At 69.2% G+C, this 24567-nt stretch carries 18 protein-coding genes; 13 read left to right on the top strand and 5 right to left on the bottom strand.

Translation table 11 applies throughout. The features are described 5' to 3' along the window. Nucleotides 1-55: 55 nt before the first annotated feature. Genes aroC through aroB form a run of 3 tightly spaced genes read left to right on the top strand, consistent with a single transcriptional unit; the run spans nucleotide 56 to nucleotide 2945 of the window. Entirely contained in the window at nucleotides 56-1261 is a 1206-nt protein-coding gene (gene aroC / locus ABD768_RS30160) for a chorismate synthase (RefSeq protein WP_344846297.1), read from the top strand. Further along, nucleotides 1258-1809, top strand: a complete 552-nt coding sequence (locus ABD768_RS30155; protein ID WP_344846295.1) for a shikimate kinase — start codon at nucleotides 1258-1260, stop codon at nucleotides 1807-1809. The genes aroC and ABD768_RS30155 overlap by 4 nt, the downstream gene beginning before the upstream one ends. Further along, entirely contained in the window at nucleotides 1806-2945 is a 1140-nt protein-coding gene (aroB, locus tag ABD768_RS30150) for a 3-dehydroquinate synthase (protein WP_344846293.1), read from the top strand. Before ABD768_RS30155 ends, aroB begins: the two co-directional genes overlap by 4 nt. Here the strand turns inward: aroB and ABD768_RS30145 are convergent. The 3 genes from ABD768_RS30145 to ABD768_RS30135 are packed head-to-tail and all read right to left on the bottom strand — an operon-like array spanning nucleotide 2938 to nucleotide 6762. After that, nucleotides 2938-4008 carry a hypothetical protein gene (locus ABD768_RS30145; RefSeq protein ID WP_344846291.1) on the bottom strand — a complete coding sequence of 357 codons (1071 nt, stop codon included), beginning with the start codon at nucleotides 4006-4008 and terminating at the stop codon, nucleotides 2938-2940. The genes aroB and ABD768_RS30145 overlap by 8 nt on opposite strands. Beyond that, complete coding sequence (locus tag ABD768_RS30140; protein WP_343965898.1) at nucleotides 4005-4637, bottom strand: RNA polymerase sigma factor; 633 nt, start codon at nucleotides 4635-4637, stop codon at nucleotides 4005-4007. Before ABD768_RS30140 ends, ABD768_RS30145 begins: the two co-directional genes overlap by 4 nt. A 19-nt stretch (nucleotides 4638-4656) precedes the next feature. Continuing rightward, nucleotides 4657-6762, bottom strand: coding sequence for a HelD family protein (locus ABD768_RS30135; RefSeq protein WP_344846289.1), 2106 nt, complete (start codon nucleotides 6760-6762; stop codon nucleotides 4657-4659). 60 nt (nucleotides 6763-6822) lie between these two features. On the opposite strand from ABD768_RS30135, the gene ABD768_RS30130 reads away from it, so the two are divergent. The 3 genes from ABD768_RS30130 (at nucleotide 6823) to ABD768_RS30120 (ending at nucleotide 8951) form a co-directional block, all read left to right on the top strand. Continuing rightward, entirely contained in the window at nucleotides 6823-7446 is a 624-nt protein-coding gene (locus ABD768_RS30130) for a TetR family transcriptional regulator (RefSeq protein WP_344846287.1), read from the top strand. Between the two features lie 90 nt (nucleotides 7447-7536). Next, complete coding sequence (gene aroQ / locus ABD768_RS30125) at nucleotides 7537-7983, top strand: type II 3-dehydroquinate dehydratase (RefSeq protein WP_343965891.1); 447 nt, start codon at nucleotides 7537-7539, stop codon at nucleotides 7981-7983. A gap of 287 nt (nucleotides 7984-8270) precedes the next feature. Continuing rightward, nucleotides 8271-8951 (top strand): LuxR C-terminal-related transcriptional regulator, encoded by a 681-nt coding sequence (locus ABD768_RS30120; protein ID WP_343965888.1) that lies wholly within the window; start codon nucleotides 8271-8273, stop codon nucleotides 8949-8951. A gap of 71 nt (nucleotides 8952-9022) precedes the next feature. Here ABD768_RS30120 and ABD768_RS30115 read toward each other — a convergent pair whose 3' ends face one another. After that, nucleotides 9023-14830 carry a choice-of-anchor D domain-containing protein gene (locus ABD768_RS30115; protein WP_344846285.1) on the bottom strand — a complete coding sequence of 1936 codons (5808 nt, stop codon included), beginning with the start codon at nucleotides 14828-14830 and terminating at the stop codon, nucleotides 9023-9025. A gap of 203 nt (nucleotides 14831-15033) precedes the next feature. Here ABD768_RS30115 and ABD768_RS30110 point away from each other — a divergent pair, with 203 nt between their 5' ends. The 7 genes from ABD768_RS30110 (at nucleotide 15034) to ABD768_RS30080 (ending at nucleotide 23403) form a co-directional block, all read left to right on the top strand. Continuing rightward, nucleotides 15034-15609, top strand: a complete 576-nt coding sequence (locus tag ABD768_RS30110) for a Pvc16 family protein (protein ID WP_344846283.1) — start codon at nucleotides 15034-15036, stop codon at nucleotides 15607-15609. Further along, nucleotides 15606-17633: an AAA family ATPase gene (locus ABD768_RS30105; protein WP_344846281.1), complete on the top strand. Its 2028-nt coding sequence runs from the start codon at nucleotides 15606-15608 to the stop codon at nucleotides 17631-17633. Before ABD768_RS30110 ends, ABD768_RS30105 begins: the two co-directional genes overlap by 4 nt. Next, entirely contained in the window at nucleotides 17633-20665 is a 3033-nt protein-coding gene (locus tag ABD768_RS30100) for a hypothetical protein (protein ID WP_344846279.1), read from the top strand. Before ABD768_RS30105 ends, ABD768_RS30100 begins: the two co-directional genes overlap by 1 nt. Nucleotides 20666-20776: 111 nt before the next feature. Further along, nucleotides 20777-22321, top strand: coding sequence for a phage tail sheath family protein (locus ABD768_RS30095; protein WP_343965877.1), 1545 nt, complete (start codon nucleotides 20777-20779; stop codon nucleotides 22319-22321). A gap of 25 nt (nucleotides 22322-22346) precedes the next feature. Next, nucleotides 22347-22796: a phage tail protein gene (locus ABD768_RS30090; RefSeq protein WP_343965874.1), complete on the top strand. Its 450-nt coding sequence runs from the start codon at nucleotides 22347-22349 to the stop codon at nucleotides 22794-22796. After that, nucleotides 22796-23248: a hypothetical protein gene (locus tag ABD768_RS30085; protein WP_343965872.1), complete on the top strand. Its 453-nt coding sequence runs from the start codon at nucleotides 22796-22798 to the stop codon at nucleotides 23246-23248. The genes ABD768_RS30090 and ABD768_RS30085 overlap by 1 nt, the downstream gene beginning before the upstream one ends. Continuing rightward, on the top strand, nucleotides 23185-23403 hold the full coding sequence (locus ABD768_RS30080; RefSeq protein WP_343966599.1) for a DUF6760 family protein: 219 nt from the start codon (nucleotides 23185-23187) through the stop codon (nucleotides 23401-23403). The genes ABD768_RS30085 and ABD768_RS30080 overlap by 64 nt, the downstream gene beginning before the upstream one ends. Nucleotides 23404-23507: 104 nt before the next feature. Here the strand turns inward: ABD768_RS30080 and ABD768_RS30075 are convergent, their stop codons facing one another. Continuing rightward, nucleotides 23508-24272, bottom strand: coding sequence for a hypothetical protein (locus ABD768_RS30075; RefSeq protein ID WP_344846276.1), 765 nt, complete (start codon nucleotides 24270-24272; stop codon nucleotides 23508-23510). Between the last annotated feature and the right edge of the window lie 295 nt (nucleotides 24273-24567).

Here is a 24567-nt window from a genome sequence, read left to right as displayed (position 1 = left end):
TAGGTAGCGCGAGACCGCTCCCGGCCGGTGGGTGGCTTCGTGGGAGGATTGCGGCATGTTGCGCTGGCTCACCGCCGGCGAGTCGCACGGACAAGCGCTCGTCGCCGTACTCGAAGGTCTTCCCGCAGGCGTCCAGGTCACCACGGATGACGTGGCCGACGCCCTGGCCCGTCGTCGTCTCGGTTACGGCCGTGGCGCCCGGATGAAGTTCGAGCGGGACGAGGTGACCTTTCTCGGCGGGTTCCGGCACGGACTGTCACTCGGCAGCCCGGTCGCGATCCAGGTCGGCAACACCGAGTGGCCGAAGTGGGAGCAGGTGATGTCGGCCGACCCGGTCGACCCGGAGGTGCTGGCCGATCTGGCCCGCAACGCGGCGCTGACCCGTCCTCGGCCCGGCCATGCGGATCTGGCCGGCATGCAGAAGTACGGCTTCGACGAGGCCCGGCCGGTGCTCGAGCGGGCTAGTGCCCGTGAGACTGCCGCTCGGGTGGCGCTCGGTGAGGTCGCGGCCAGGTTCCTCAAGCAGGCGTACGGCGTGACGATCGTCAGCCATGTCGTCGAGCTGGGCACCGTCAAGGCGCCGTACGGCGTGATCCCGTCGTACGACGATGTCGCGCGCCTCGACGCGGATCCGGTCCGTTGCCTGGACCCGGACGCGAGCAAGCAGATGGTCGCCGAGATCGACCAGGCGCAGAAGGCCGGTGACACCCTGGGCGGTGTCGTCGAGGTGATCGTCGACGGGCTTCCGCCGGGTCTCGGCAGCTACGTGCACTGGGACCGGCGGCTGGACTCCAAGCTGGCCGGCGCGCTGATGGGCATCCAGGCGATCAAGGGCGTCGAGCTCGGCGACGGCTTCGAGCTGGCCCGGACGCCGGGGTCGAAGGCGCACGATGAGATCGTCGCGGAGGGTGGCGCGGTACGGCGTACCAGCGGTCGCTCGGGTGGTACCGAGGGCGGCATGAGCACGGGGGAGACCCTGCGGGTGCGCGCGGCGATGAAGCCGATCGCGACCGTGCCGCGGGCGCTACGCACGATCGACACGGTCACCGGTGAGGCGGCCGCGGCCCATCACCAGCGCTCCGACGTCTGCGCCGTACCGGCCGCGGGAATCGTCGCCGAGGCGATGGTCGCCCTCGTCCTGGCCGACGTCTCGGTCGAGAAGTTCGGCGGCGACTCGGTCACCGAGACCTCCCGCAACCACCAGACCTACCTGGCAGGCCTCCCCACCACCATCACCCCACGCGAGTGGAGCGCCGAGTGAGCGACACCGCGCCCGCCGCCGACGCAGCCCCCGGCGGCAGCAGCTCACGGGGACCGGTTGTCGTGTTGGTTGGCCCGCCTGGCTCCGGCAAGTCGACGGTTGCCGAGCTGATTGCTGCGAAGCTCGGCAAGGCTCACCGCGATACCGATGCGGATGTGGAGAACACGGCGGGGAAGCCGATCTCGGACATTTTCGTCGACTCCGGTGAGCCCGCGTTCCGGGCGATGGAGCGGGCGGCGATCGCGGCGGCGCTGACTGCTGACGATGTGGTGCTTTCGTTGGGTGGCGGTGCGATCCTCGACGCCGATACGCGAGCTGATCTGGCCGGGCACAACGTCGTCTTCCTCGACGTGTCAGTCGGCGAGGCGGCCAAGCGGGTCGGGCTGGGTGTCGCCCGGCCGTTGCTGCTGGGCAATGTCCGCACCCAGCTGAAGAACCTGATGGACGCCCGCCGGCCGCTGTACGCCGAGGTCGCCAAGCACACGGTGAGCACCGACGGCCGGGCGCCCGAGGAGATCGCCGCCGAGATCCTGGAGCACCTCGGATGACCGACCCCACCAGCCCGACCCCAGCGGTCGGCCCGGAACCGGGCGGTGCGAACCGGATCCGGGTTGCCGCGGCTTCGCCGTACGACGTTGTCATCGGCAACAATCTGCTCGGGGAACTGCCCGGTCTGCTGGGCGATGACGTCCGGCGAGTAGCCGTCATCCATCCGCGTGCGCTGCGGACCAGCGGTGACGCGATCCGCGATGACCTCGTCGCCGGCGGATACACGGCGCATGCGATCGAGATCCCCGACGCCGAGGAAGCCAAGTCGGCGGAGGTGCTCGCGTACTGCTGGTCGGTGCTCGGGCAGGCGGGCTTCACCCGGTCCGACGCGATCGTGTCGATCGGTGGCGGGACGACGACCGACCTGGCCGGCTTCGTCGCGGCGACCTGGTTGCGTGGCGTCAAGGTGGTGCACATCCCGACGACGCTGCTCGGCATGGTCGACGCGGCCGTCGGCGGCAAGACCGGGATCAACACGGCCGAGGGCAAGAACCTGGTCGGCGCGTTCTGGGAGCCGGCCGGTGTGCTGTGCGACCTGGCCGCGCTGGAAACGCTGCCCCGCAACGATTACGTGAGCGGCCTGGCCGAGGTGGTGAAGTGCGGCTTCATCGCCGATCCGGTCATCCTCGAATTGGTGGAGGCGGATCCGGAGGGGGCGTCGTCACCGGCGTACAAGCACACCGAGGAGTTGATCGCCCGCGCGATCCAGGTGAAGGCCGACACCGTCGGCGCGGATCTGCGGGAGAAGACGACGTCGGTCGGCGGGCAGATCGGGCGCGAGGCGCTCAACTACGGGCACACGCTCGGGCACGCGATCGAGCGGGTCGAGCGGTACAAGTGGCGGCACGGTGCCGCGATCAGCATCGGGATGGTGTTCGTCGCCGAGCTCGCCCGGGCGGCGGGCAAGCTCGACGACGCGACGGCTGATCGGCATCGGGCCGTACTGGAGTCGCTCGGGCTGCCGGTGAAGTACCGCGCCGACGCCTGGCCGCACCTGCAGGACGCGATGAAGCTGGACAAGAAGACCCGGGCCGACCGCCTCCGCTTCGTCATCCTCGACGCCCTCGCCAAGCCCACCATCCTCGAAGCCCCCGACCCCAGCCTGCTCATCGCCGCCTACGCCGAGATCAGCTGACGTAGTAGTCGCTGTACTTGTAGGTCTTGTTGAAGCCGAATCCACCGCTCGTCACCACGGTCGTCGGGCCGGTGGAGCCAGGGATCTCGACCAGCCGGTTCGACTTGTCGAGGAACTGCACCTCGACCGTGTACTTCGCGGATCTGCTGACCGGCGCGTCGATCCAGGCCTGGGTGAAGCTGAGGCCGTCGACCGACTTGCTGCTGAACCACGGCGATTTCGGGGTGCCGTCGACGAGGATGCGCTGACGGACCCGATCGACTGTCGACGGGGTCCGGATCCACATCCGGCTCGCCCACTTCTTGTCCGGCTCGGCCTGCAACTGGATCAGCTCCTGCGGCCGGAAGCTGTCGTCGTAGCGGGGCTGGATGAAGCTCTCGCCCTTGGGCAGGTTCGCGAGCTCCTCCTCGCTCAGGGCAGGCCCACTCGTGGAGAAGAAGTTCTCCCACCAGATGCCCTGGCTGGCCAGGTCCTCCGCGGTGGTCTTGACCGGATACCCGCTGCAGGCGATCAACCGCCCGTCGCCCGGCGGGACCCCGTCGCCGCCGGGGTCGTGACCCTCGACGGCCACCGTCCAGTCCTGACGTTTTCCCCAGGCGGTGCGGATCTTGGTGGCGTGCAGAACGCGGTAGGGCTGCGGCCAGGGCCGGCAGATCCCGAGCAGCTTCGCGATCTCGGCCTGTGACAGCGGCCCGAGGTCGAGGTCGACCTCGGATTCGGCCGGTCTGCTGGCCGGGGTGACGGCCGGGTCGCCGGACTTCATGGTCTGCGGGACGACCAGGATGGCGCCGACGATCGCGGCCACCGCTGCGCCCGCCAGGACGGGAACGGCCCAGCCGGGCCACCGCCGCTTCGGCGCCGGCCAGTCGCCTCCGGAGCGCGTCGGTTTCGGCGCCGGCCGCTCGCGTCCGGAGCGCGTCGGCTTCGTGGTCGGCCCGACCCGGAGCCGGTCTGCTTGCCGGCGGAGTCGGCCGGGCTCCGGTGCGTTCGTCGGACCGGCGAGGACTCGGTCGAGGATGTCCTGCTTGTTCGGCAGGGTTCGCTCGGCGGGTGGCTTGGTCATTGCGTTCCCTCCGTGGTGTCGAGATCGATCAGTCCGGCCAGCCGGCGGCGGGCTCGCGCCAGCCGGGATTTCACGGTGCCTTCGGGTACGCCGAGGACCTGCGCCGCCTCGGCCATCGAGCAGCCGGACCACGCGACCAGCTCGACGATCTCGCGCTGATCGGCCGGTACCTTCGCCAGCGCGCGGCGCAGAGCGCTCATCGCCCGCTCGTCGTCGACCTTCGCCACGGCCAGCGCGGAGTGGTCGGGGGTTTCGGTCGAGCCGCCGAGGGTGCCGAGCCGCTGGCGCAGGGCGGTCAGCCGCCGGCTTGATCTGGCCGCGTTGGCGCATTCGTACCGGGCGACGGTCAGCAGCAACGGGCGTGCGGTGCCGAAGGTCAGCTCGTCGAGCCGGCCCTCGCCGGCCCGCCGCCAGACCGCGGTGAAGGTCGCCTGGACGATGTCCTCCGCGAGCGACCAGGAACTCGTCCGGCGGAACGCGAAGTTGTAGACGGCGTCGCTGTGCCGATGGAAGAGCTCGGTCAGGGCGAGCTCGTCAGCCGACCGCAGCCGTTCCCACAGCTCCAGATCCGAACTGACAGCCTGCCCCGTACCCTCTCCCATCAGCACCCCCACGATCGGTGTACTCATACCCGGAAGAGTCCGGAAATCAGGCTTTGGTTCCATCCAGCTCCGGCGGGAGGGCACGGGAGTGCAGGACGTCCAGCCGGGACACTGCCCGGGTGAGCACAACATAGAGCCGGTTCAGGCCACGCGGCTCGGCCTCGACGATCGCGGCGGGCTCGATCACGATCACGTGGTCGTACTCCAGGCCCTTGGCCAGCGCGGCCGGGACCAGCGCTACCCGGCCGTCGCCGTCGGCCTCGATCGTGTCGATGCCGTCGTCGTGCAGCGTCGTTCTGAGGTGGTCGATCGCCTCGTCGGCGGCGATCACGCCGATCGAGCCCTCCTCTGTCAAAGCAGCCCGTACTGCCTCAGTGCAGGTCTTGGCGAGGTCGCTCGTCCGTTGGATGCTCAGGCGGCCGTCGGAGCGGAACGATCTCGTCGGCGGGACGTCGATGCCGAGGTTGCCGAGGAGGCGGTTGGCCACCTCGACGACGGCCGCGGGGACGCGGTAGCCGGTGGTGAGGGCGACGACCTGGCTGTCGGGCTTGCCGAGGTGGGCGAGTTGCGCGGGCCAGTCGCGGGTGGCCCAGGGCGTTGTCCCTTGGGCGAGGTCGCCGAGGACGGTGATCGAGCCGTGTTCGCTGCGGCGGGCGATCGCGCGGCACTGCATGGGGGAGAGGTCCTGGGCTTCGTCGATGATCACGTGCCCGTAGGTCGGGCCGCGCTCGAGGAGAGCGCTCGCTTCGTCCAGCAGCACAGCGTCGGCGGCGGTCCACAGAGCGCTCTTCGGTTTGCGGGCGCGCTTCCAGCTGATCGCCGCCTGCTCGTCTTCGGTGAGGATGCCGTCGGCTGCGGTGGCGAGGGCGGTGGGGTCGCTGAGTAGTCCGGCGAGCAGTTCGTCGGCTTTGACGGCGGGCCAGACAGCGTCGACGGCCGGGGTCACCGCGCGGCCCATCTTGCGCAGCCAGTTGCCGTTGCAGTTCTGACCGCGAGCCTCGGCCTGGCGCTGGAGTGCGGCGACGAGGCGGGAGATCACCCGCTCCCGGCCGAGCAGGTACGCCGTTGCCTCCTGCCGCGCGTCGTCGACCATCTGCTCGAACTCGTACTGGTTCACCCGCCACCGGTACGACGAGTCCGGCACGACCACCGCGTCCTCGGGCGTTTGGATCCGGCTGTAGAGCGCTCTGCGAAGGACCTCGGCCATCCGCTTGTCGTGCTTGGTCTCCACAGCCCCGGGGTCGTCCGTACTGCGAATCGGGTGCTGCTCGCCGGTCAGCAGCTCCTCGATCGTCGTCTGCTCGACGTCGACCTCCCCAAGCGTCGGAAGAACCGCCGAGATGTAGTGCAGGAACGCCCGGTTGGGCCCGAGCACCAGCACCCCGTTGCGCTGCAACCGAGCCCGATGCACATAGAGCAGGTACGCCGCCCGGTGCAGCCCGACCGCCGTCTTGCCGGTCCCCGGAGCCCCTTGCACACACAGCGATTCATCCAGCTCGGCCCGCACGAGCAGATCCTGCTCGGGCTGAATGGTCGCCACGATGTCCCGCATCGGCCCCACCCGAGGCCGCTCGATCTCAGCCCGCAGAATCCCCGACACCACCCGGCCGGCGTCCGCCCCGTCCGCTGCCGTCGCGTCGCTTCCGGCGTCGGCTCCGTGCTCCGACTCTTGCCCGCCCGCGCCCGGAGGGTGCGGACGGCGGGTGAGGTGCTCGTCTTCGTAGCCGGTGAGGGTTTCGGTGGACCAGCCGAAGCGGCGGCGGGTGGTGATGCCGCGGGGGTCGGTGGGGCTCGCGCGGTAGAAGGAGGTCGAGACGGGGGCTCGCCAGTCGATCACCAGGGGCGGGCGGCCGATCGCGTCCGAGATGTGCCGGCGGCCGAGGTAGTAGGTCTGGTTGCGGTGCTCGCCGGCAGTGTCGTCGTCGCCGTAGCCGATCAGGCCGAAGAACGGCGGTCCCGTGCCTTCGTCGCCGAGCTCCTGCGCCAGGCTCCGCAGGTAGTAGCCGAGCCGCTCGGCCGTGTACCGATCACCCCAGGTCAGCTCGCCGACGACCACGTTCTCCCGCGCCCCGGCGATCATCGCCTGGAGCGCGAGGCGGCAGCGCTCGGCATACTCGCGTTCCCCGTCCAGTCCCCGCATTCGCCCGCCCATGCTCAAAAGGTTAACTCGGTTAATGTTTTGACCAGGTTAACACTTTGCTATCGTCAGGGCATGGCCGGACTGCGGGACCGCAAGAAGCAGCAGACGCACGACGCGCTCTCCCAGGCGGCGATCGAGTTGTTCCTCGAGCACGGGTTCGACGAGGTGTCGGTGGCGGACATCGCGGCCGCGGCGGACGTCTCCAAGCCGACCCTGTTCAAGTACTTCGCCACCAAACAGGACCTGGCCCTGCACCGGATCGCCGATCACGCCGGCGAGGCGGCCCGCGTCGTCACCGCGGCAACCACCAACCCGGCGGCAACCACCAACCCGGTGGCAATCATCGACGCGGTGCAGGCATTGCGTGACCACTTCGTTGACGGGCTCAAGCGCCGGGATCCGGTCACTGGGCTCAACGACAACCCGGCCGTGCTCGCCTACTACCGGCTGATCCTCCACACGCCGGCCCTGGCCACCCGGGTGCATGAATTCGTCGCAGCCGACCAGGCCGCGCTCGCTGAGGCGCTCGGCGGCGGACTGACCAACGAGCTGGCCGCCGCGGACCTGATCTCGACCCAACAGGTCCTGTCCCGCCGCAACTGGGTCGCGCTCACCGGCGGTATCACCGCAGACGCCCTGTACCGGACGGCCGTCGCCGAGGCGAAACAGGCCTACGGCCGCCTGCTCCGCCGATGAAACGGCCCGATGGCGGGTCGCTTCGCCGATAGTGCCCAAGTCGGGACTTGTTTCGCGGGTCGGTGGGTGCTGAGCACTACGCTGAGTCCCGTGACTGATGCAGACGGACGCCGCGTACTGGTACTGAACGGCCCGAACCTGGGCCGCCTGGGTTCCCGGGAGCCCGACGTCTACGGCGCGACCAAATTCGCCGACCTGGTCTCCGAATGCGAGAAGACCGGCGCCGAACTCGGCCTGGAGGTAGAGGTCCGCCAGACCGACGACGAGGCGGAACTGGTCGGCTGGCTCCACGAGGCCGCGGACACCAAGACCCCGGTGGTCCTCAACCCGGCGGCCTTCACCCACTACTCCTACGCCCTCCGCGACGCCTGCGCCCAGCGCACTGCCCCACTGATCGAGATCCACATCACCAACCCGGCCACCCGCGAGGAGTTCCGCCACACGAGCGTCGTCGCGGCGGTCGCCACCGGTACCATCGCCGGCTTCGGCCTCGACTCCTACCGCCTCGCCCTGCGCGCCCTGACCACTCTGTCCTGACCGCCCTGGCCTGACCACCGCCGGCCTGATCACGCTGTCCTGACCGCCCTGGCCTGACCTCCCGGAGGGGCTGTTTCATGGGGGCGGGTGGACAAGAGATCGGCATGAGACGTCGGTGAAATGCGCCCGCGTCACCCTTGGGTTTGAGTCGGGGTACCGCCTGCAGCCGAAATTTAAGGCTGGCTGAAGGTCGGGGATCACGATCGGATTGACGACTTTGGGGGTTCGCCGTGACTGCGGATTCGATCCGTTCCGTTCCACAAAAACGCTCTGGGGGAGTGACGTACATGACGCAACAACGCATACCCGTCTGGGTGAAAGCGCTCGACCCGCTGTCGCAGTTCGGGTTGGTGCACGCGCTCAGGCAGCGTCCGGAGATCCTGCTGATCGGCGACGCCGAACTGGCCGAGTCGCAGCAGGCCCAGTCGCAGCCGGGTCGGGCCGACCAGCGCACCACCCCGCCAGTGGTGGCTCTGGTCGCGGTCGACTCGCTGGACGCGGGTGCGGTACAGGTACTGCGCTCTGCCACTCAACGCGGCTGTCGCCGGACCGTGCTGATCGGCAGCACGATCGACGACGAGGCGCTGATGACCGCGGTCGAGCTGGGGGTCTCGGGTGTGCTTCGGCGTACCGACGCCACTGCCGACCGCATCGTGCACCTGCTCCAGGCTGCGGCTGCCGGCGATGGCAGCCTGCCGCCTGATCTGCTGGGCCGGTTGCTCGGCCAGGTGTCGCGCATGCAGCGGCACGTGCTGGCACCGCGGGGCCTGTCCCACACCGGGCTGTCCGACCGGGAGACGCAGGTACTGCGCCTCGTGGCCGACGGCAAGGACACCCAGGAGATCGCCCGGGAGCTGTCCTACTCGGAGCGGACGGTGAAGAACGTCCTGCACGACGTCACCAGCCGCCTGCAGCTGAAGAACCGTTCGCACGCCGTCGCGTACGCACTGCGCGAGGGCCTCATCTAGTAGTTCCACCCACCACGGCCGGACCGGGCTCAGCTCGGTTCGGCCCTTTGCTGTCCGGCACCGTGCTGTCCTCACCAGCGGAGGACGAAGTTCGGAGGCTGCGGGCCGAGCGGCATCACCAGCACCGGAGCACTCAGCACCGGCACCGGCTGAGCCGCCATCGTCGCCGTGAGGAACCGCTGCCCCAGCACGTCCCGCCGGAACACCAGTACTGCGTCCTGGAACCGCCCAGCCTGGTCAGCAACCACCTTCTGCGTCCCCAGCCCGTTCTTCCAAGCCAGTACCGCCGCCTGCCCCGGTGGGAAGTTGGTACCAGTCGCCAGCACGATCTGCCCGGGCCGAACCACCGGCGGCTCGACAACCAGCGTCGGCGCCGCAGTAGCCCCCGACATCCGCACCAACGCCGGGAACGGAGCAGCAGCCCCTGTAGCAGTCGCAGAGACCATCACCGCGCCAGCCTGCGTACCAAGCGCCCGCGGTACGAACCGCACAGCGACCTGGCAAGCCTGCCCGGGCAACAGCGTCCGGCAAGCAACAGCCGTAGCAGCAGTGAAGTCGCGCGCCGCGGTCAGCCCGCTGACGTTCAGCGGCACGTTCCCCGTGTTGGTGACGACCACCGCCTGCGGAGCACTCGCCGTCGTGAGGATCTGCGGGCCGAAGACCAGCAGCTTCGGTGTCACCGTCATCGAGGCCACCGCCGCTCCGGGCTTGCCCACCCCGACGCCGCTCAGCCCCACCGTCACATCAGCAGGACTCTTGACCAGCGGATCCTGCGACCTCGGCCGGAACAGGATCGACCCGACCCGCGCACCCGCCTTCCGGGCCACGAAGCTGACCGGAAAGTCACAAGTTGCCCCGGGCATCAACGTCGTACAGGCGGTGTCGTCCACTCCGAAGTCGCCCGCCGAGGTCAGTCCCGCCGCGACAGAGAGCGCGACCTGACCCGTGTTCCGCAACGTCACCTTCGACGCCGGCCCGGCCTTACCGACCTCCGACGAACCAAAGGCAAGCTTCCCTGGTACGACGCTGAACCCCGCGACCGGCGGCACCGTCGTACCCGTGCCGGTCAGCCCGGCCGAGACCGACGGCCCAGCCAAGTACCCCTGCGTGCTCGGCAACGTGAGCACCCCGTTGACCGTTCCCGCCACCACAGGCACGAAGCGCGCGTCGACCGTGCAGCTCTCGCCCCGATGCAACGTCACCTTGCAAACATGCGTACCGGCAGCGAACGGCGGATCGACCTTCGACGGCCCAGCAGCCACCGGCCCAGGTCCGAGGTTGCGCACCATCAACTCCCGCGCACTCGACGTCTTGCCCACCTGCACCCCACCGAAGTTCACCGACACCGGCTCGATCACGAGCTGGGCCGGCCGGCGGCGTACGTAGACGTCCCGGTAGTCGTCGGTGTCGGTGCCAGCCAGCTTCGACGTGGAGTCGAAGGCCGTGAAGGCGCCGTCGGAGCTGAGCGCCGCCGCGTCGCTGTCGCCCTCGTCCTGAGGTACTGCGCCGTCGGCCGTCAGCGAGACGCGTTCGTTGAAGCGCTCGGCCACCGCTGCGCCGGAGAAGTCCGGGTCCAGATTGCGCACGTAGATCGCGTCCCCGTTGTTGCCGGCCTCGGTGACCAGATCGTCCGCGGTCGAGGTGTAGCCGACCGTCGACCCGTCATCGGACAGCGAGGGGTCCCAGCTGAAGCCGTCGCCTTCGGTGGTCGGCTTCCCCGAAGCAGCCGACACGAGCACGGTCTTGCCCGAACCGATGTCCCGGGCCCAGACCTCGCTCGGGTAGTACAAGGGATTGTCGTCCGCCTTGACCGCCGCAGCCTTCTTGCGGGTCACATAGGCCTCGCGAGCGGTCGGCTTGCTCTTGGCGGCGAAACCGTGGTTGCGATAGCCGTCGGTGACGAACGCGACCCGGTCGCCGGAGGCGGACAGCGACGGCGCGAACGCACCCTTGGTCGAGACCTCGCCGTCGGGCATCTGCGACACCAGGATCGTGCGACCGGAGACCAGATCACGCCGGTAGACCTGATCGCTGAACCCGGCCGGCCGGCCGATGATCGCCGACGACGCGAACGCCAGGTAGCGACCGTCGGCCGACAGCGACGGCTCGGTCCCATCGATGGGCTGTCCCGCGTCGTCCCGGCTGCCGATCCGGACCGGACCCGAGAAGGACCCGTCACCGGCCGGATCCGTCCGGGTCAGTACGACGTCCTGGAACCCGCGCGACGTGAAGCGGTACAGGGTGCTGGTCCCGCCGGACGCATACAGGGTGGCCGACGAGACGTCGGCGGCCTCGGGCCGGAAGCCGATCACAGCGGTGCAGGTGGTGTTCGCCGGGAGCACCTGCCCGTTGACACAGGGCTTGGGCTTGTCCGGATCGGGTTCGGTCACCTGGACCAGGCCGAAGTCGCAACCGGACTGGAACTTCAGGGTCTGGTCCGTCGCCACGCCGCCGACCACGGTCGCCATGTAGTTGGCCGTGCCGACCTCGGACGAGTCGCTGACCAGCGGATTGTCCGCGTTGGTCTTGCCGGCGCCCGACGCGTATGGCGTGTAGGGCGCCGGCGGGATCGGCGCGCAGTCCGCCGCCCGCACCTTCGGCTTGTCGACCTCGCCACCGGTCAAGTGGATACAGGTGTCGTCACTCATCAACGGAATGGCCGTCTGGCCATCGGGAGTCGCACCGTGCAGCCGCAGTACGCCGGTGAGCTTCCCGCCGCAGGCCTGGTGGTAGAGCTCGGCCGTGCAGCTGGCCCCGGCCTCCAGTACGCCGGTACAAGTGCTGCCGTCCGCGACGATGAAACCCGAGTCGGGATCGGTCGTCGGCGGACCGGTGAAGCGGATCGGCCGATCGGTGGTCACGGTGAGCTTCTGGCCGGCCGACGAGGTGCCGAAGTCGATGACGTCGTACACATCGACCGGGTCCTGGCTCCCGGTGCTGACCTCGAGCTTCAGCCAGTTCGCCCGCGGGTCCAGATGGGCGGGATAGGCGATCGTCTTGCCGTCGCCGGACAGCGCCGGGCGGCATTGCCGATCGCTGTCACCGGCCTCGCGGCGATTGCACTCCGCGTAGCGCTGGTAGCGCAGGTCGGTCTCGGTGCCGCTGATCGGGTGCGCACCGGCCTTGTCGGCGACCATCGTCCGGTGGCGCTTGCCGTCCCCGGGTTGCGCGGCGCTGTCGACCGCGTTGTACCCGACCCGCGTCCCGTCCGCCGAGATCGTCGTCGGGCCGACGCCGTCATGGGAGGCGAACTGGGTGATCTGCTTGGTCGCCTGATCCTTGACGTTGATCTGCTCGGCCGGCGCGTCGGGGTTCTCGGGACTGGTCTTGTACGCGACGAACTGACCGTTGTCGCTGATCGACGGATCGGTGTGCCGGCCCTCGTTCGTCGACACGTGCGACGTCTCACCGGGCGTCCGCGCATCGCTGCTCCCGGCGCCCTGCAGCGTGGTCTGCACGTAGGTCGGCTGCGCGCCGCCGTCGGTGTCCGCCGCGAACCGTTCGGACCGCGGACCGACGTACGCGGGATGGAAGGTGAGCAGGTACGAACAGCTCTGCCCCGGCCGCAGGATCATCCCGGTGCACTGGTCGCCGGCGAGCGAGAACTCCCGCGGGTTGTAGAGATCCGGCTTCGCGAACCGTACCGGCGCCAGCCCGTCGTTGGTCAGCGTCAGCGGTTGCGTGCCACTCGTGGCGCCGACCTTGACGGTGCCGAAGTCCAGGGGAACCGGGGCGATCGTGACGCTGCCTGCCCGCCGGGCGTGGTAGACGTCCGGGTCGTTGTCGCCGTTGGTGTTGTCGCTGGTGAGCATCGAGTCGTTGCTGGCGAAGGCGACCTGGGTCCCGTCCTGGCTGACGCTCGGGAAGCGGTCGGAGCCGTTGCGGCCGAGGCCGTCCGCGCGGACCGAGATCAGCTCGTTGGCGCCGCGGCCGCCGGCCAGGTCCTTGGTCAGATCGCGCGCGATGATCCGGCCGCCGGCCAGGTCACCGACGCCTAGGTTCGACGCGCCGGACCGGTAGACGACCGTGCCGCCGTCGCCGGACAGCCGCGGATTGTCGGTCCACTCGTCGGCGCTGGTCCCGTCTGGACCGGCCGACGCGAGGATGCTGCGGCTGGTGGCCCGGTCCCGGACGTAGACCTGCTTGAAGTGGTCCTGGTTCGGTGCTCCGGTCGTCGGTTCCCAACTGGTGAAGGCGATCCGGCTTCCGTCGTCTGAGACCGACCCTTCGTCCGCCGTCAGTGGCAACGACCCGTCGGCCTTCAGTGACGCCAGCACGGTCTGGCCTGGCTTGTGCGTGCCGTCGCCGTCCGCATCGGTGTCGTGCAGGTAGACCTGAGTCGGCGACTGAGCGGCGTTCGGGTCCACGTCCGGACGGCCGAGCGAGGCCACCGAAGTGAAGCCGACCCACCGCCCGTTCGCCGACACCGTCGGGCCGGTCGCGTCCATCGGAACGTTGTCGGTGCCCTGGACACTCACCAGCTGCGCGGGCCCGAAGTTGCCTGCGGCCCCCGGATCCCGCCAGGCCGCGACCGCTCGCCGGGTGGCGTGACCGCTGATCCGGTACGTCGCTGAGCCCGCGACCCGCAGCGTACCGAGGAAAGGCGCGACGTCGGGGAACATGTACTCGACGTACGCCGTGCAGCCGCTCTGCGGGGCGATCGGCTCGCCGGGCTTGCAGCTCGTCGCCGGGTCGGCGTCGGCCGGCAGAACGAGCTTGAGCTGACAGCCGGGAGAAGTCAGCAGCGGAGCCTGCGGCGTGTCCGAGTAGTTCTGGATGTTCAGTGCGGTGATGCCCAGCTCGTTGGCGGGGACGGCGCCGACGCCGAAGACGCGGATCGGGTGTCCTTCGCTGGCGACCGTCGGGTCGTCACCGATCGGCAGGCCCCACTTGTACTGGCTCGGCCCGGTGCAGTCCGGAGCCGCCGCAGCCTGCGCGGACGGTGGGAAGGCCTTCAGCAGAAGGCATTGGCCGAAGTCGAGCAGGCTGACGGCCGTCTGACCACCACTCGTGGTCGCCGGCAGCCGGAGCTGGCCGAAGTTCTGGGAGCCGCACTGGCCAACGGCGTCGGAGTGGACGGTGACGGTGCAGCTGGCGCCGGCAGCCAGCGTGTTCGCACAGGTGGTGCTCTTGACGCTGAAGCCGGGGCCTTCGATCATCGGCCCGGTCTCGGGGTAGACGATCGGCAGGGTGCCGTTGTTGGTGACAGTGAGGGTGGACTCGCCGAGGTAGAAGTTGTCCATCATCGGGAGCAGTCCGCGGTCGGTGTTCAGGTTCATACCGGGGATCCCCAGGCTGAGCCGCGGCGAGTCGACCGACTGAACGACCGGAGCGACCAGCGTGGTGCCGTCCCTCGACAGCTGGGGCTCGCAGCCGGAGTCGTCGCCGTCGCCGGTGTTGATCGCGCAGTGGACCATCCGCTGGTACGGCAGGTCGTTCGCCGTCTCGGTCACCGGCTTGACCTTCGGAGCGTCGGGAGTCCGCCGGTCGACGACGTAGATGTCCGGGTCCTTGGGCTGCGACTGGGTGCCGCCGGCGACGTCGCCGATGAAGCTGACCAGACCGGCGTCGCCCGAGACCGACGGCGTACTGGCCTCGGTGTCGTTGGTGGGGAGCTCGAAGGTCTGGTCGCTGGTGACGTCCCGCAGGCGCAGCTTGAGCTTGTCGCTCTCGATGCTCTGGTAGGCGACGTACCGGCCGTCGCTGCTGATCGCGGAGCGGTAGGAGAACGCGTTGCCCAGGCCGGAGGAGGCGAGGACGAAGTCCGGGGTCTCCTGCGCGGCCGAGGCGTTCCGGCCGAAGGAGAGCACGGCGAGGCCTGCCGTCAGGAGGGCGGCAGCGGCGACGATCGCGGTCGGGACACGCGGAATACGGCTCACGCCGACCAGCAAACCGTCGTGGCGGTCCGGCGGGCAGAGCGCGCCGCGCCGCCTGCGGGGCAGCAGTGTCTGCCCAACCGCGCAATGTCCCCAACCACAGGGGTTCCGGCAGCATCCGGCTGCCTGATGGGGCAACCAGCCGGACCCTTCGTACGGCGCTCGCGCACCTGCCCGCGATCACCGCCGGAACCTAGCTTGGCACAGTGATCTCCGAAGCCGACGGTGCCCTGGCCGCCCTGCTGCGCCGTGAGCTGCTCGACGCCGCGCGGGTGCAGGTGGTGTTCGATCCGCCGACGAAGGAGTGGGCCGGCAAGCGCAACGGACCGGCCGTGAACCTGTTCCTGTACGACATCCGCGAGGATACCCGTCGCCGGTCGAGCGGCCTGGTGCCACGGTTCAACGAGAGCGGCCGGGTCGTCGCCCGGCAGACGCCGCCGCGGATCTTCCGGCTGTTCTACCTGCTGAGCGTCTGGGGTCAGCGGGCCGAGGACGAGCACCGGCTGCTCGGCCAGTTGCTCGACACCTTGCTGGTGCATGACGTGGTACCGGCGGATTTGTTGCCTGAAGCACCTTCTCCGGTGGGCCTCGCGATCGGTCTGCCGCCCGAGGACGACCGTTCCTTTGCCGACGTCTGGTCCGCGCTCGGCGGTGAGCTGCGGCCATCGATCGATGTCGTGCTTTCGTTGCCGATCGAGGCCGGTCGCCTGACCGCTGCCGGACCGGCGATCGTCGAGCCGTTGCAGGTCGAGCTTGCCGACCGGGATCAGGCGGTCGAGTGACTGCGGGACTCAGCTACCTCCTCGGCCGGCTGGCGCTGGTCGAGGAGCGCGTCCGGGCGCTCGTCGCGCTCCGCAAGCCGCTCGACCCGGCGCCCAACGACGCGTTTCGTGGTCTGTTCCTGACTCCAGCCGCCGTCGAGAGTCTGTTGGCAGGCCGACCGGTCGGGGTTCCCGATGAGCTCGCCGGGAAGCTGGCCGAGGTCGAGGCGGCCGGCGACGCGATGGAGGCGGACGGTACGACGCCCCGCCTGCGCGGCCTGATCCGCTCGTTCGGCCTGACCGACCTCGACGTCGAGATCCTGCTCATCGCGGTCGCGCCCGATCTCGACGCGCGCTTCGAGCAGCTCTACGGCTACCTCAACGACGACGTGTCCCGGCGCCGCGCGACCCCGCGACTCGCGCTCGACCTGCTCGCCATTCCTTCGGCCGACGCTGGAGCGCGAGCCCGCTTCGACATCTCGGCTCCGTTGATCGCGGGTGGGCTGATCGAGCTGGAAGATCCGGCTCGTCCCTTCCTGACCAGGGCGATCCGGGTCCCGGACCAAGTGACGGCGTACCTGATCGGCGGTTACGCGACCGAGCCCGCGCTGCACGATCTCGTCCTGCCGTCACCCCTCGTCGTCTACAGCGAGCTCGAGAACTCGACCGAGCAGTTGATCCGCGTACTGCGCCCCGGTCAGCCCGTCTACCTGCGCGAGAAGCCGGGGAGCGCCGCCAAAGGCCTGGCCGCGACCGCCTTCGCCAAACTCGGCCTCGGCGTCCTCTCCCTCGACCTGGCCCGCCTCCCGGCCGACGTCGATGCAGTCTCCTTCGCCCGTACGACGGCCCGCCACGCCCGACTCAGATCGGCCGGCGTCCTGGCCGCCCCGGTCGAATCGATCAGGCCCGACGTCCTGCGCGCACTCACAGTCGCGCCCGTCCCCGTCGTACTCATCGGCACACCCACGTGGGACCCGTCGTGGTCGGCCGTCGTACCCGCCGTACTGGATGCGCCGTCGCTGACCGCGAGCCAGAGTGCGACTCTGTGGCACGCGATGCTGCCGCCCGAGTCGACCACCTCGGACCTGGACGCCGCCGCGGAAACCGCCACCTTCCGGCTCGACGTCGACCAGATCGCCCGGACCGCCGAGGCGGCCGGCACGCGGGCGGCGCTGGACGGCGTACTGGTGAACGGGGAGATCCTGCGAGCCGGTGCGCGGTCGCAGAACGGCGCCGGGCTGGAGCGGTTGTCGCGCCGGATCATCCCCGCCGTCTCGTGGGAGGACCTCGTGCTGCCGGACGACCAACTCGATCGGCTGCGCGAACTCGCGATCCGGGCGCGGCATCGCGAGCAGGTGATCCGCGGCTGGGGAATGCGTCCGGGTGGCGGTCGCGGAGCGGGCGTATCCGCCTTGTTCACTGGCGAATCCGGCACCGGCAAGACGCTGTCGGCCGAGGTGATCGCGCGTGAGCTCGGCGTCGATCTGTACGTCGTCGACCTGGCGACCGTGATCGACAAGTACATCGGTGAGACCGAGAAGAACCTCGAACGGATCTTCACCGAGGCGACCGGCGTGAACGGGGTGCTGCTGTTCGACGAAGCGGACGCGATCTTCGGCAAGCGGTCCGATGTCCAGGACGCGCGCGATCGCTATGCGAACGTCGAGGTCGCCTACCTGCTCCAGCGGATGGAGAGTTTCGACGGCCTCGCGATCCTCACCACCAACCTGCGCGCCAACCTCGACGACGCGTTCAGCCGCCGGCTCGACATGGTCGTGCATTTCGCCCAGCCGGACGAGGATCAGCGGCTGCTGCTCTGGGACCGCTGCCTCGGCAACGCAGTACCGCGCGACCCGTCGCTCGACCTGTCCGTGCTCGCCGGAGCGTTCGACCTCGCCGGCGGCGACATCCGGTCGGCCGTCGTCACTGCGGCGTACTACGCGGCCGCGGCCGGGCGAGCGGTCACGATGGCCGACCTGATCACCGCCGTGGATCACGAGTACACCAAGCTCGGCCGGCTGCCACCTTCACCCGGAGTACGGTGATGGACCCCGACTACGACGTCGCGCCGACTCCCGCCACGCGGTCGACCACGGATGCGAACCCGGACACCCTGCCGGCGGACCTGCGAAGCGCGGCGGGAAACCAGGCGATGGTCGATGTACGCCAGCAGGCCGGGCAGTTGCGTCTACCCCTGCTCGAGCTCAAGGACCAGTTGCTGCGGGACTATCAGGAACGCGAGGAACTGCTCCTCGAACTCGAGGGGCTCGAGGAGAGCAAGGAGATCACCGAGCGCGGAAAGGAGGCGAAGGCAGAGCTCACCGCCAGGCAGGAACGCGCTCTCGACGCCTATGCCAAGGCGGATGCCGACCTGTTGCTGCTGGACCAGCCCGGCGTCGCGGACGGGCAGCTGAACGAGCTGCTGGCCCGGCGGGGCGCTACCGCAGATGTTGCCGCGAGCAACCAGAAGGTCAGTAAGAACACGGTGGACGCGTCGGGCTGGGCGCTGAAGGTCGACGACAAGACGACGCTGACCCAGGGCCAGAACACCACGGTGAGCGGGAAGAACCAGAAGTTCGAGCTGGGCTCCGGCGGTCCGGCGTACACGTCCGGGATCAGCAGCGACACCACCGAGGTCGACAGCGAGGGCGGCACGACCAAGACGAGCAGCTCCGTCTCGAACAAGTACGACACCTCGGGCTGGTCCAGGACCAGCGAGAGCAACGTCGAGCTGGGCGACTACAAGGCCGGTACGAAGGAGAGCTTCGGGGTCAAGCGGGGCGATGGCAAGCTCGGGACCGAGCGATCGATCACGACCAGCCAGACCGGCACCGAGGTGACCAAGACGTCCGCGCAGGGAGTCATCGCCGGTCCAGACGGTGCTGGTGCGTACAAGTCGGCGACTGCGGGCCTGGGCCAGACGAGCAAGAGCGGCGTCAAGACCGGGCAGACGGTCGGGATGGACGGCAAGTTCGTCGTCGACGTCAAGAAGGTCGAGGGGTCGGAGCCGGCGCAGTACCAGGTCAGCCTGACCATCAATCTCGGCGCGAAGGCCGGGCTGACCGGGAGCAAGGAGTGGGAGCAGTCGGCGGCCGGCACGAAGTCTGACGTCTCGGGATCGGCGAACGTGTCCGCTTCGCTGACCGGGACCTTTGTTCACCTGCTCAGCGATGAGGACACGAAGAAGTACCTGGCCGCGCTGGACGCCAAGGGAACCGGCGGCGCGGGCAAGGAGTTCGACGTGATCCGGGCGGCTGCCAAGGGCAGTTACGCCGATGCGCAGCAGTTGCTGAGCGGACTGAAGACGGCAGCCTTCTCGCCGGCCGGCGCGGCAGCGATGGCCGAAGGCGACAGCGTCGATCTCGAGGTCGGTGGGACGGCCGATGCCAAGCTGAGTGGCGGGGGAAGCGGCGGCGGGTTCGGGCTCAAGGCCGAGGGCGGTGTCACCGCGGGCGAGACGCTGAAGCGCACGGTCGCCGTGAAGGGCGGCAAGGTCGTGATCACGGTCAGCGTCGCGACGACCAAGGGCTGGTCTGCCGGTGGTACCGCCTCGATGGAGGCAGCCAGCGGTGGCTATACGCACGGGTCGACGAGCAAGGCGGGGGAGTCGGTCACCTTCACGCTCGATCCGAAGGATTCGCACTACAACGACGACTTCGCCCTGATCGCAGATCGCGCCACGATCGCCGACCTGCGCAAGTTGGGCGTCGAGCATCCCGATCTGATCAGCGCCAGTACTACGTCCAGCGGCGAGTCCACCTCGGATTCGGTGACCGCAGGTGTGGCCGGTGTGTCGTTGGGGATCGACGAGACGCACAGCCTGGACCGGTCGGTGACGAAGGACGAGTCGGGGACGACGACGAGTGTGACCGGTCGTACCGGCGGTGGCGCCTCGGTCTCCGCACTCGGGGGCAAGCTGAGCTATTCGGAGAAGGAAACCGCGGCCATGCAGGTCGGGCCGGGCAACGTCGGTAGTGGCGACATCAGCAAGTCGACCTCGGAGACCGACTTCGGCGCGACCTGGGACAGGCTCAAGGAGACCTGGTCCAAGACGCCGGTCGGGCTCGGTGTCGGCCTGGTCACCGGTGGCGCGAAGGTCGCGCAGGAGAAGACCGATGTCGCCGGGATGAAGCTGGACGACAACGACTTCTCGATCATCTTCGGAGTCGCTCAGGACTCGAAGGCGTGGTCGAAACCGGTGGCCTCGCCGCGGCACTTCGCGGCTTGGCAGGCGACCGGACGCACGGTCGCGGCTTCTGGTGGAGATCGGCAGAAGATCGCCGACGCCTTGGCGGGGTACGCCGCTGAGCACGACGGCGCCGCGGCCGCGATCACCAGTATCGTGCGGTCGCCCGGATCCGCTGAGGGCGGTAAGGCGTACGAATGGCCGAACGACATGGCCGCGGAGAAGGTTGTCTTCGACTCGCTCGTCGACGGTGATCCGCTGAAGCCGGTGACGGCGTTGGAGACCAGCGGCAAGAACAAGGAAGCACTGGAGTCGATCGACGGCAGCCTGAAGAAGCTGGACAAGCTGACCGCTGGTCTCGAGGCCAAGAAGGATCAGTTCACCACCAGCGCGCTGGGCGAGATGCTGGGCCGGCTGGCCGAGCAGCGGCGGGCACTGGCGACCCGCAGTTCGATCATCAATCGCCAGGTCGAGGTCAGTGGCGTGGACGCACCTGCCGTCACGACCGTGCCTACTGCGGAGGATCAGGCAGCGGGGGAGAAGGCTGGTGCCAAGGCTGCCCTAGAGGGCATGCTGCCGGCCCTGCGTGGGTTCGAGGCCGATCAGACGCGTCAGTTCCAGCTGATCGGCGCGGAGCGGTCCAAACGGGACGGGTTCCACTTCAGCAGCCCCAGCGTCATCGTGATGGTGACCGCGTTCAACGAGTTGCGCGATCACGTCTACCCGCTGTGGGAGAAGGCGGTGGACAAGGCGCTGGAGACGGCCAAGATGGCCGGCGTCGACCTGGCCGAGGTGAAGCCGCGGCCGGCGAAGGGGTGGTGCAACTCGCAGTACAAGGAGGAGTTCGGCCAGGAAGCCTTCGTCGCGCCGCGGACCGGCGTCGATTGGTGATTGCCCTTACGTGCAGGCCTTGCTTCCCTCTGCTGGGACCTGCAGGACGTACCGGCTCCGCGCCCGGACCGCGACGCTTGATCCGAGACCAGACCAGCTGAAGGAGTGACCATGCCGACGTACTTGTCGCCCGGTGTTTACGTCGAGGAGGTGGAGGCCGGGCAGCGGCCGATCGAAGGCGTCGGCACGGCGGTTGCGGCGTTCGTCGGCTTCGCCGAGAAAGGTCCGCTGAACACCCCGACCCTGATCACCAACTGGACGCAGTTCACCCAGACCTTCGGTGACTTCGTCGAGGGCTCGTACCTGGCCCACGCTGTCTTCGGCTACATCCAGAACGGCGGCTCGGCGGCGTACATCGTCCGGATCGGTGGGGATTCGACCTCGGCCGACGCCGCCAAGCAGTTGCCGGCCGGGCCGCCGCAGACCGTGCTCGGGCACTACAAGGTGGTTGCCCAGCTCAATGGCGCCAAGCCCGCCGACGTCTCCATCGAGGTGTCCGACACGGCTGCCGAGAACCCGCCCGAAGGCGCGGTCAAGCTGACCGTCCGGGCCAACGGCCGCCAGCCGGAGGAGTACGACCCGGTCGTACCGGACCGCCGCGCGGACAAGGCCGTCAACATCGCCACCGTGGTGAACGCCAAGTCGAAGACCGTGAAGGTCGAGGAGCTGGCCGCCTCCGCCGCGCTGGAACCCGTTGCCAACGGCAAGAAGCAACTGGTCGCCCCGGCGCCGGCCGCGGTCGAGGGAGTCGGCGCGGACGACTACGTCGGAGACGTTGCCCAGCGCACCGGTTTCTCCGGGCTGGAGGCGATCGAGGACGTCACCATCGTCGCCGTCCCCGACCTGATGAGCGCGTACCAGCAGGGCGCGATCGACCTGGAGACCGTGCACTCGGTCCAGCAGGCCGTGATCACGCACTGCGAGCTGATGGGCAACCGGATGGCGGTCCTCGACCCGCCGCCGGCGCTGAACGCCCAGCAGATCAAGGACTGGCGGATGAACCAGGCCGGGTACGACTCGAAGTACGCGGCCCTGTACTGGCCCTGGGCGAAGACCTTCGACCCGGCGTCCGGGCGCAACATCCTGGTCCCGCCGTCCGGTCACGCGGCCGGCATCTGGGCCCGGACCGACGAGACGCGCGGTGTGCACAAGGCGCCGGCCAACGAGGTGGTCCGGGGTGCGATCGCGCTGGAGACCCAGATCACCAAGGCCGAGCACGACCTGCTGAACCCGATCGGGGTGAACTGCCTGCGCTCGTTCCCCGGCCGCGGGATCCGGATCTGGGGCGCGCGCACGCTGTCGTCCGACCCGGCCTGGCGCTACGTCAACGTGCGCCGGCTGTTCAACTACATGGAGGAATCCATCCTCGGCGGCACCCAATGGGTCGTCTTCGAGCCGAACGACGACGCACTGTGGGCCAGGATCCGGCGCACGATCAGCTCGTTCCTGATCAACGAGTGGCGCAAGGGCGCGCTGTTCGGGCTGACCGCGGACGAGGCGTTCTTCGTCAAGTGCGACCGGGAGACCAACCCGGCCGAGGCGATCGACGCCGGCCAGGTCACCTGCCAGATCGGGATCGCGCCGGTCAAGCCGGCCGAGTTCGTCGTCTTCCAGCTGTCGCAGTTCTCCGGCGGCACCAGTCTCGTCAACGAGTAACACCCATTAATCCAAGGAGATTGTCATGCCGCTCGCCGACGCCATGGACATGGCGACCGCGTATTCCTTCAGCGTCTCGGTCGACGGGATCGAGGTGCCGTACGTCATCGAGGTCTCCGGGCTCAAGGCCGAGGTCGACATGGTCAGCTACCAGGAGCAGGCCAAGGACGGCAAGTACGTCGCCCGCCAGGTGATGGGCCGGTCCAAGCCCGGCCAGTTCACCGTCACCCGGGGCCTGACCGACTCCAAGACGGTCACCGACTGGCTGAAGTCCGTCATGCAGGGCGACATCAAGGGCGCCCGCAAGACCGCGGAGGTATGCATCTACACCTCCGACGGCCAGCAGCTCAAGCGGCTCAACTTCCGCAACGTCTGGGTCAAGGACGTCGAGCTCGGCGGTTCGCTCAAGGCCGGCTCGACCGAGCCGCTGACCGAGAAGTTCACGGTCTGCTGGGACGAGATGGAGTACGCCTGATGCGCAGGACGCACGGTACGGCGGTCGCGGACGCGGCCGTAGTACCGGCATCTTCTTCGGCGGCTGTTGCTGAACCGGAGCGGATGCGGACGGAGTTCGACTTCGAGCTGCCACGTGGGTACGTCGATGGCGACGGGCGGGTGCACAAGTCGGGGACGATGCGGCTGGCGACGGCGCGGGACGAACTGCTGCCGCTGTACGACGCGCGTGTGCAGGAGAACCCGGCCTTCACCACCGTCGTCCTGCTCGCCCGGGTGATCACCCGTTTGGGCGATGTCGCGCGGATCGACGGCTCGGTGGTGGAGAACATGTTCGCCTCTGATGTCGCCTTCCTGCAGGACCTGTACCGCCGGATCAACTCCGAGGGCCACACCCGCGCCTCGGTCACCTGCCCGTCCTGCAGCCAGGCCTTCGCCGTCGACATCGCCGGCGGCCGCCTGGGGGAATCCTGACGTACGCGACCGACCGGCTGCAGGAGGAGATCGCGTACGTCGCCTACCACTTCCACTGGCCCCTGAACGACATCCTCGACCTGGAACACCCGGCCCGCCTGCGCTTCGTCGACGAAATCTCCAAAATCAACCGCCGCATCACCGAGGGGGACTAAGTGGCCGGGATCGGTGCCATCGGCAACGCCCCCTCGACCTTGCGCCCGGCAACCGGCGACTGGATTCCGTCCTGGCGCTCCCCGGCGTTCACCGGCGAACTCTCTCACCAGCTGGACCCCACCGCCCCGAGCGGCGTGGTGGGCAACCTGGTCACACCGGGCACCCCCCAGCCTTTCCAGCCGACGACGGACCTGGAGGTCAGCCAACCGCCGGCAGGTGAGCAGTCGCCCTTGGTGCGAGCCTTCCAATCGCTCCGCAGTACCTTCTCTGGCGGCCGCGTGTCATCCGGTGGGGTGGGGAGTTCTTTACCCCCGATTGCGTCCAGTTCCCTCCCCAGTCCGGTGACCTCCGGTACTTCGCCTGCCCAGGACGACTCCACTGGCCTGCTCGGCACCCTCCCCACCATCACCTCGTTGCCCACAGCAACTGCATCCGCGCCCGGCAACGCCCAGACCATCGCCCCGCCTCCCACGCTCGCCCGACGCGCACTTCCCGTAGTCCCTGCCTCGGCAGCCCCCACGCCGTCCGGATCAGCGCCCCCATCCGGCACGACTCCCACCGGACAAAGCACCTCGACCGCCCCAAACGCCACCACCCCGAGCGCCACCACCCCGAACGCCTCCGCCCCGAGCGCCTCCGCCCCGAGCGCCACCGGGCTGGGCGCCGCCGTTCCGAGCGCCACCGGGCTGAGCGCCATCGCTCCGAGCGCCACCGGGCTGAGCGCCATCGCTCCGAACGCCGCCGGGCTGGGCGCCGCTGCTCCGAACGCCAACGGGCTGAGCGCTACAGCCGGTATGAACGCTGTGGCCGCGCCGGCCGGTGTCACCGGTACAGATGCTGCGACCCTGCTCTCCGTCGCTTCGCCCATGGACCTCAGCCGCTCGACCCTCTCTGACCTCACCTCAGACCTCGGCGCGGCCGACCCTCTCGGCCCAGGCGTTCCCACCGCGTCATCACCCCAGTCGGCCGGCCCGGCGACGTCGGCAGGCCAAGCACCCCAGCCCGCCGCTCTCTCCCGCCGCCGGGCCGGCCTCGGCGCTCCCATCACCCCCGAAGCGGCCCAAGCCCTAACCTCCAGCACCCCCACCCGCCCCCTCCTAGGCGCCACCTCCGCCCCCGGAACCCTCAACGACGCCTCCGGAGACGCCGACGCAGGCGGGCGT

It is taken from the genome of Kribbella ginsengisoli (genome assembly GCF_039537185.1).
Classification (GTDB): Bacteria; Actinomycetota; Actinomycetes; order Propionibacteriales; family Kribbellaceae; genus Kribbella; species Kribbella koreensis.
Note: the sequence above shows the minus strand (reverse complement) of the source record. Positions and strands in the feature narration are given on the sequence as shown.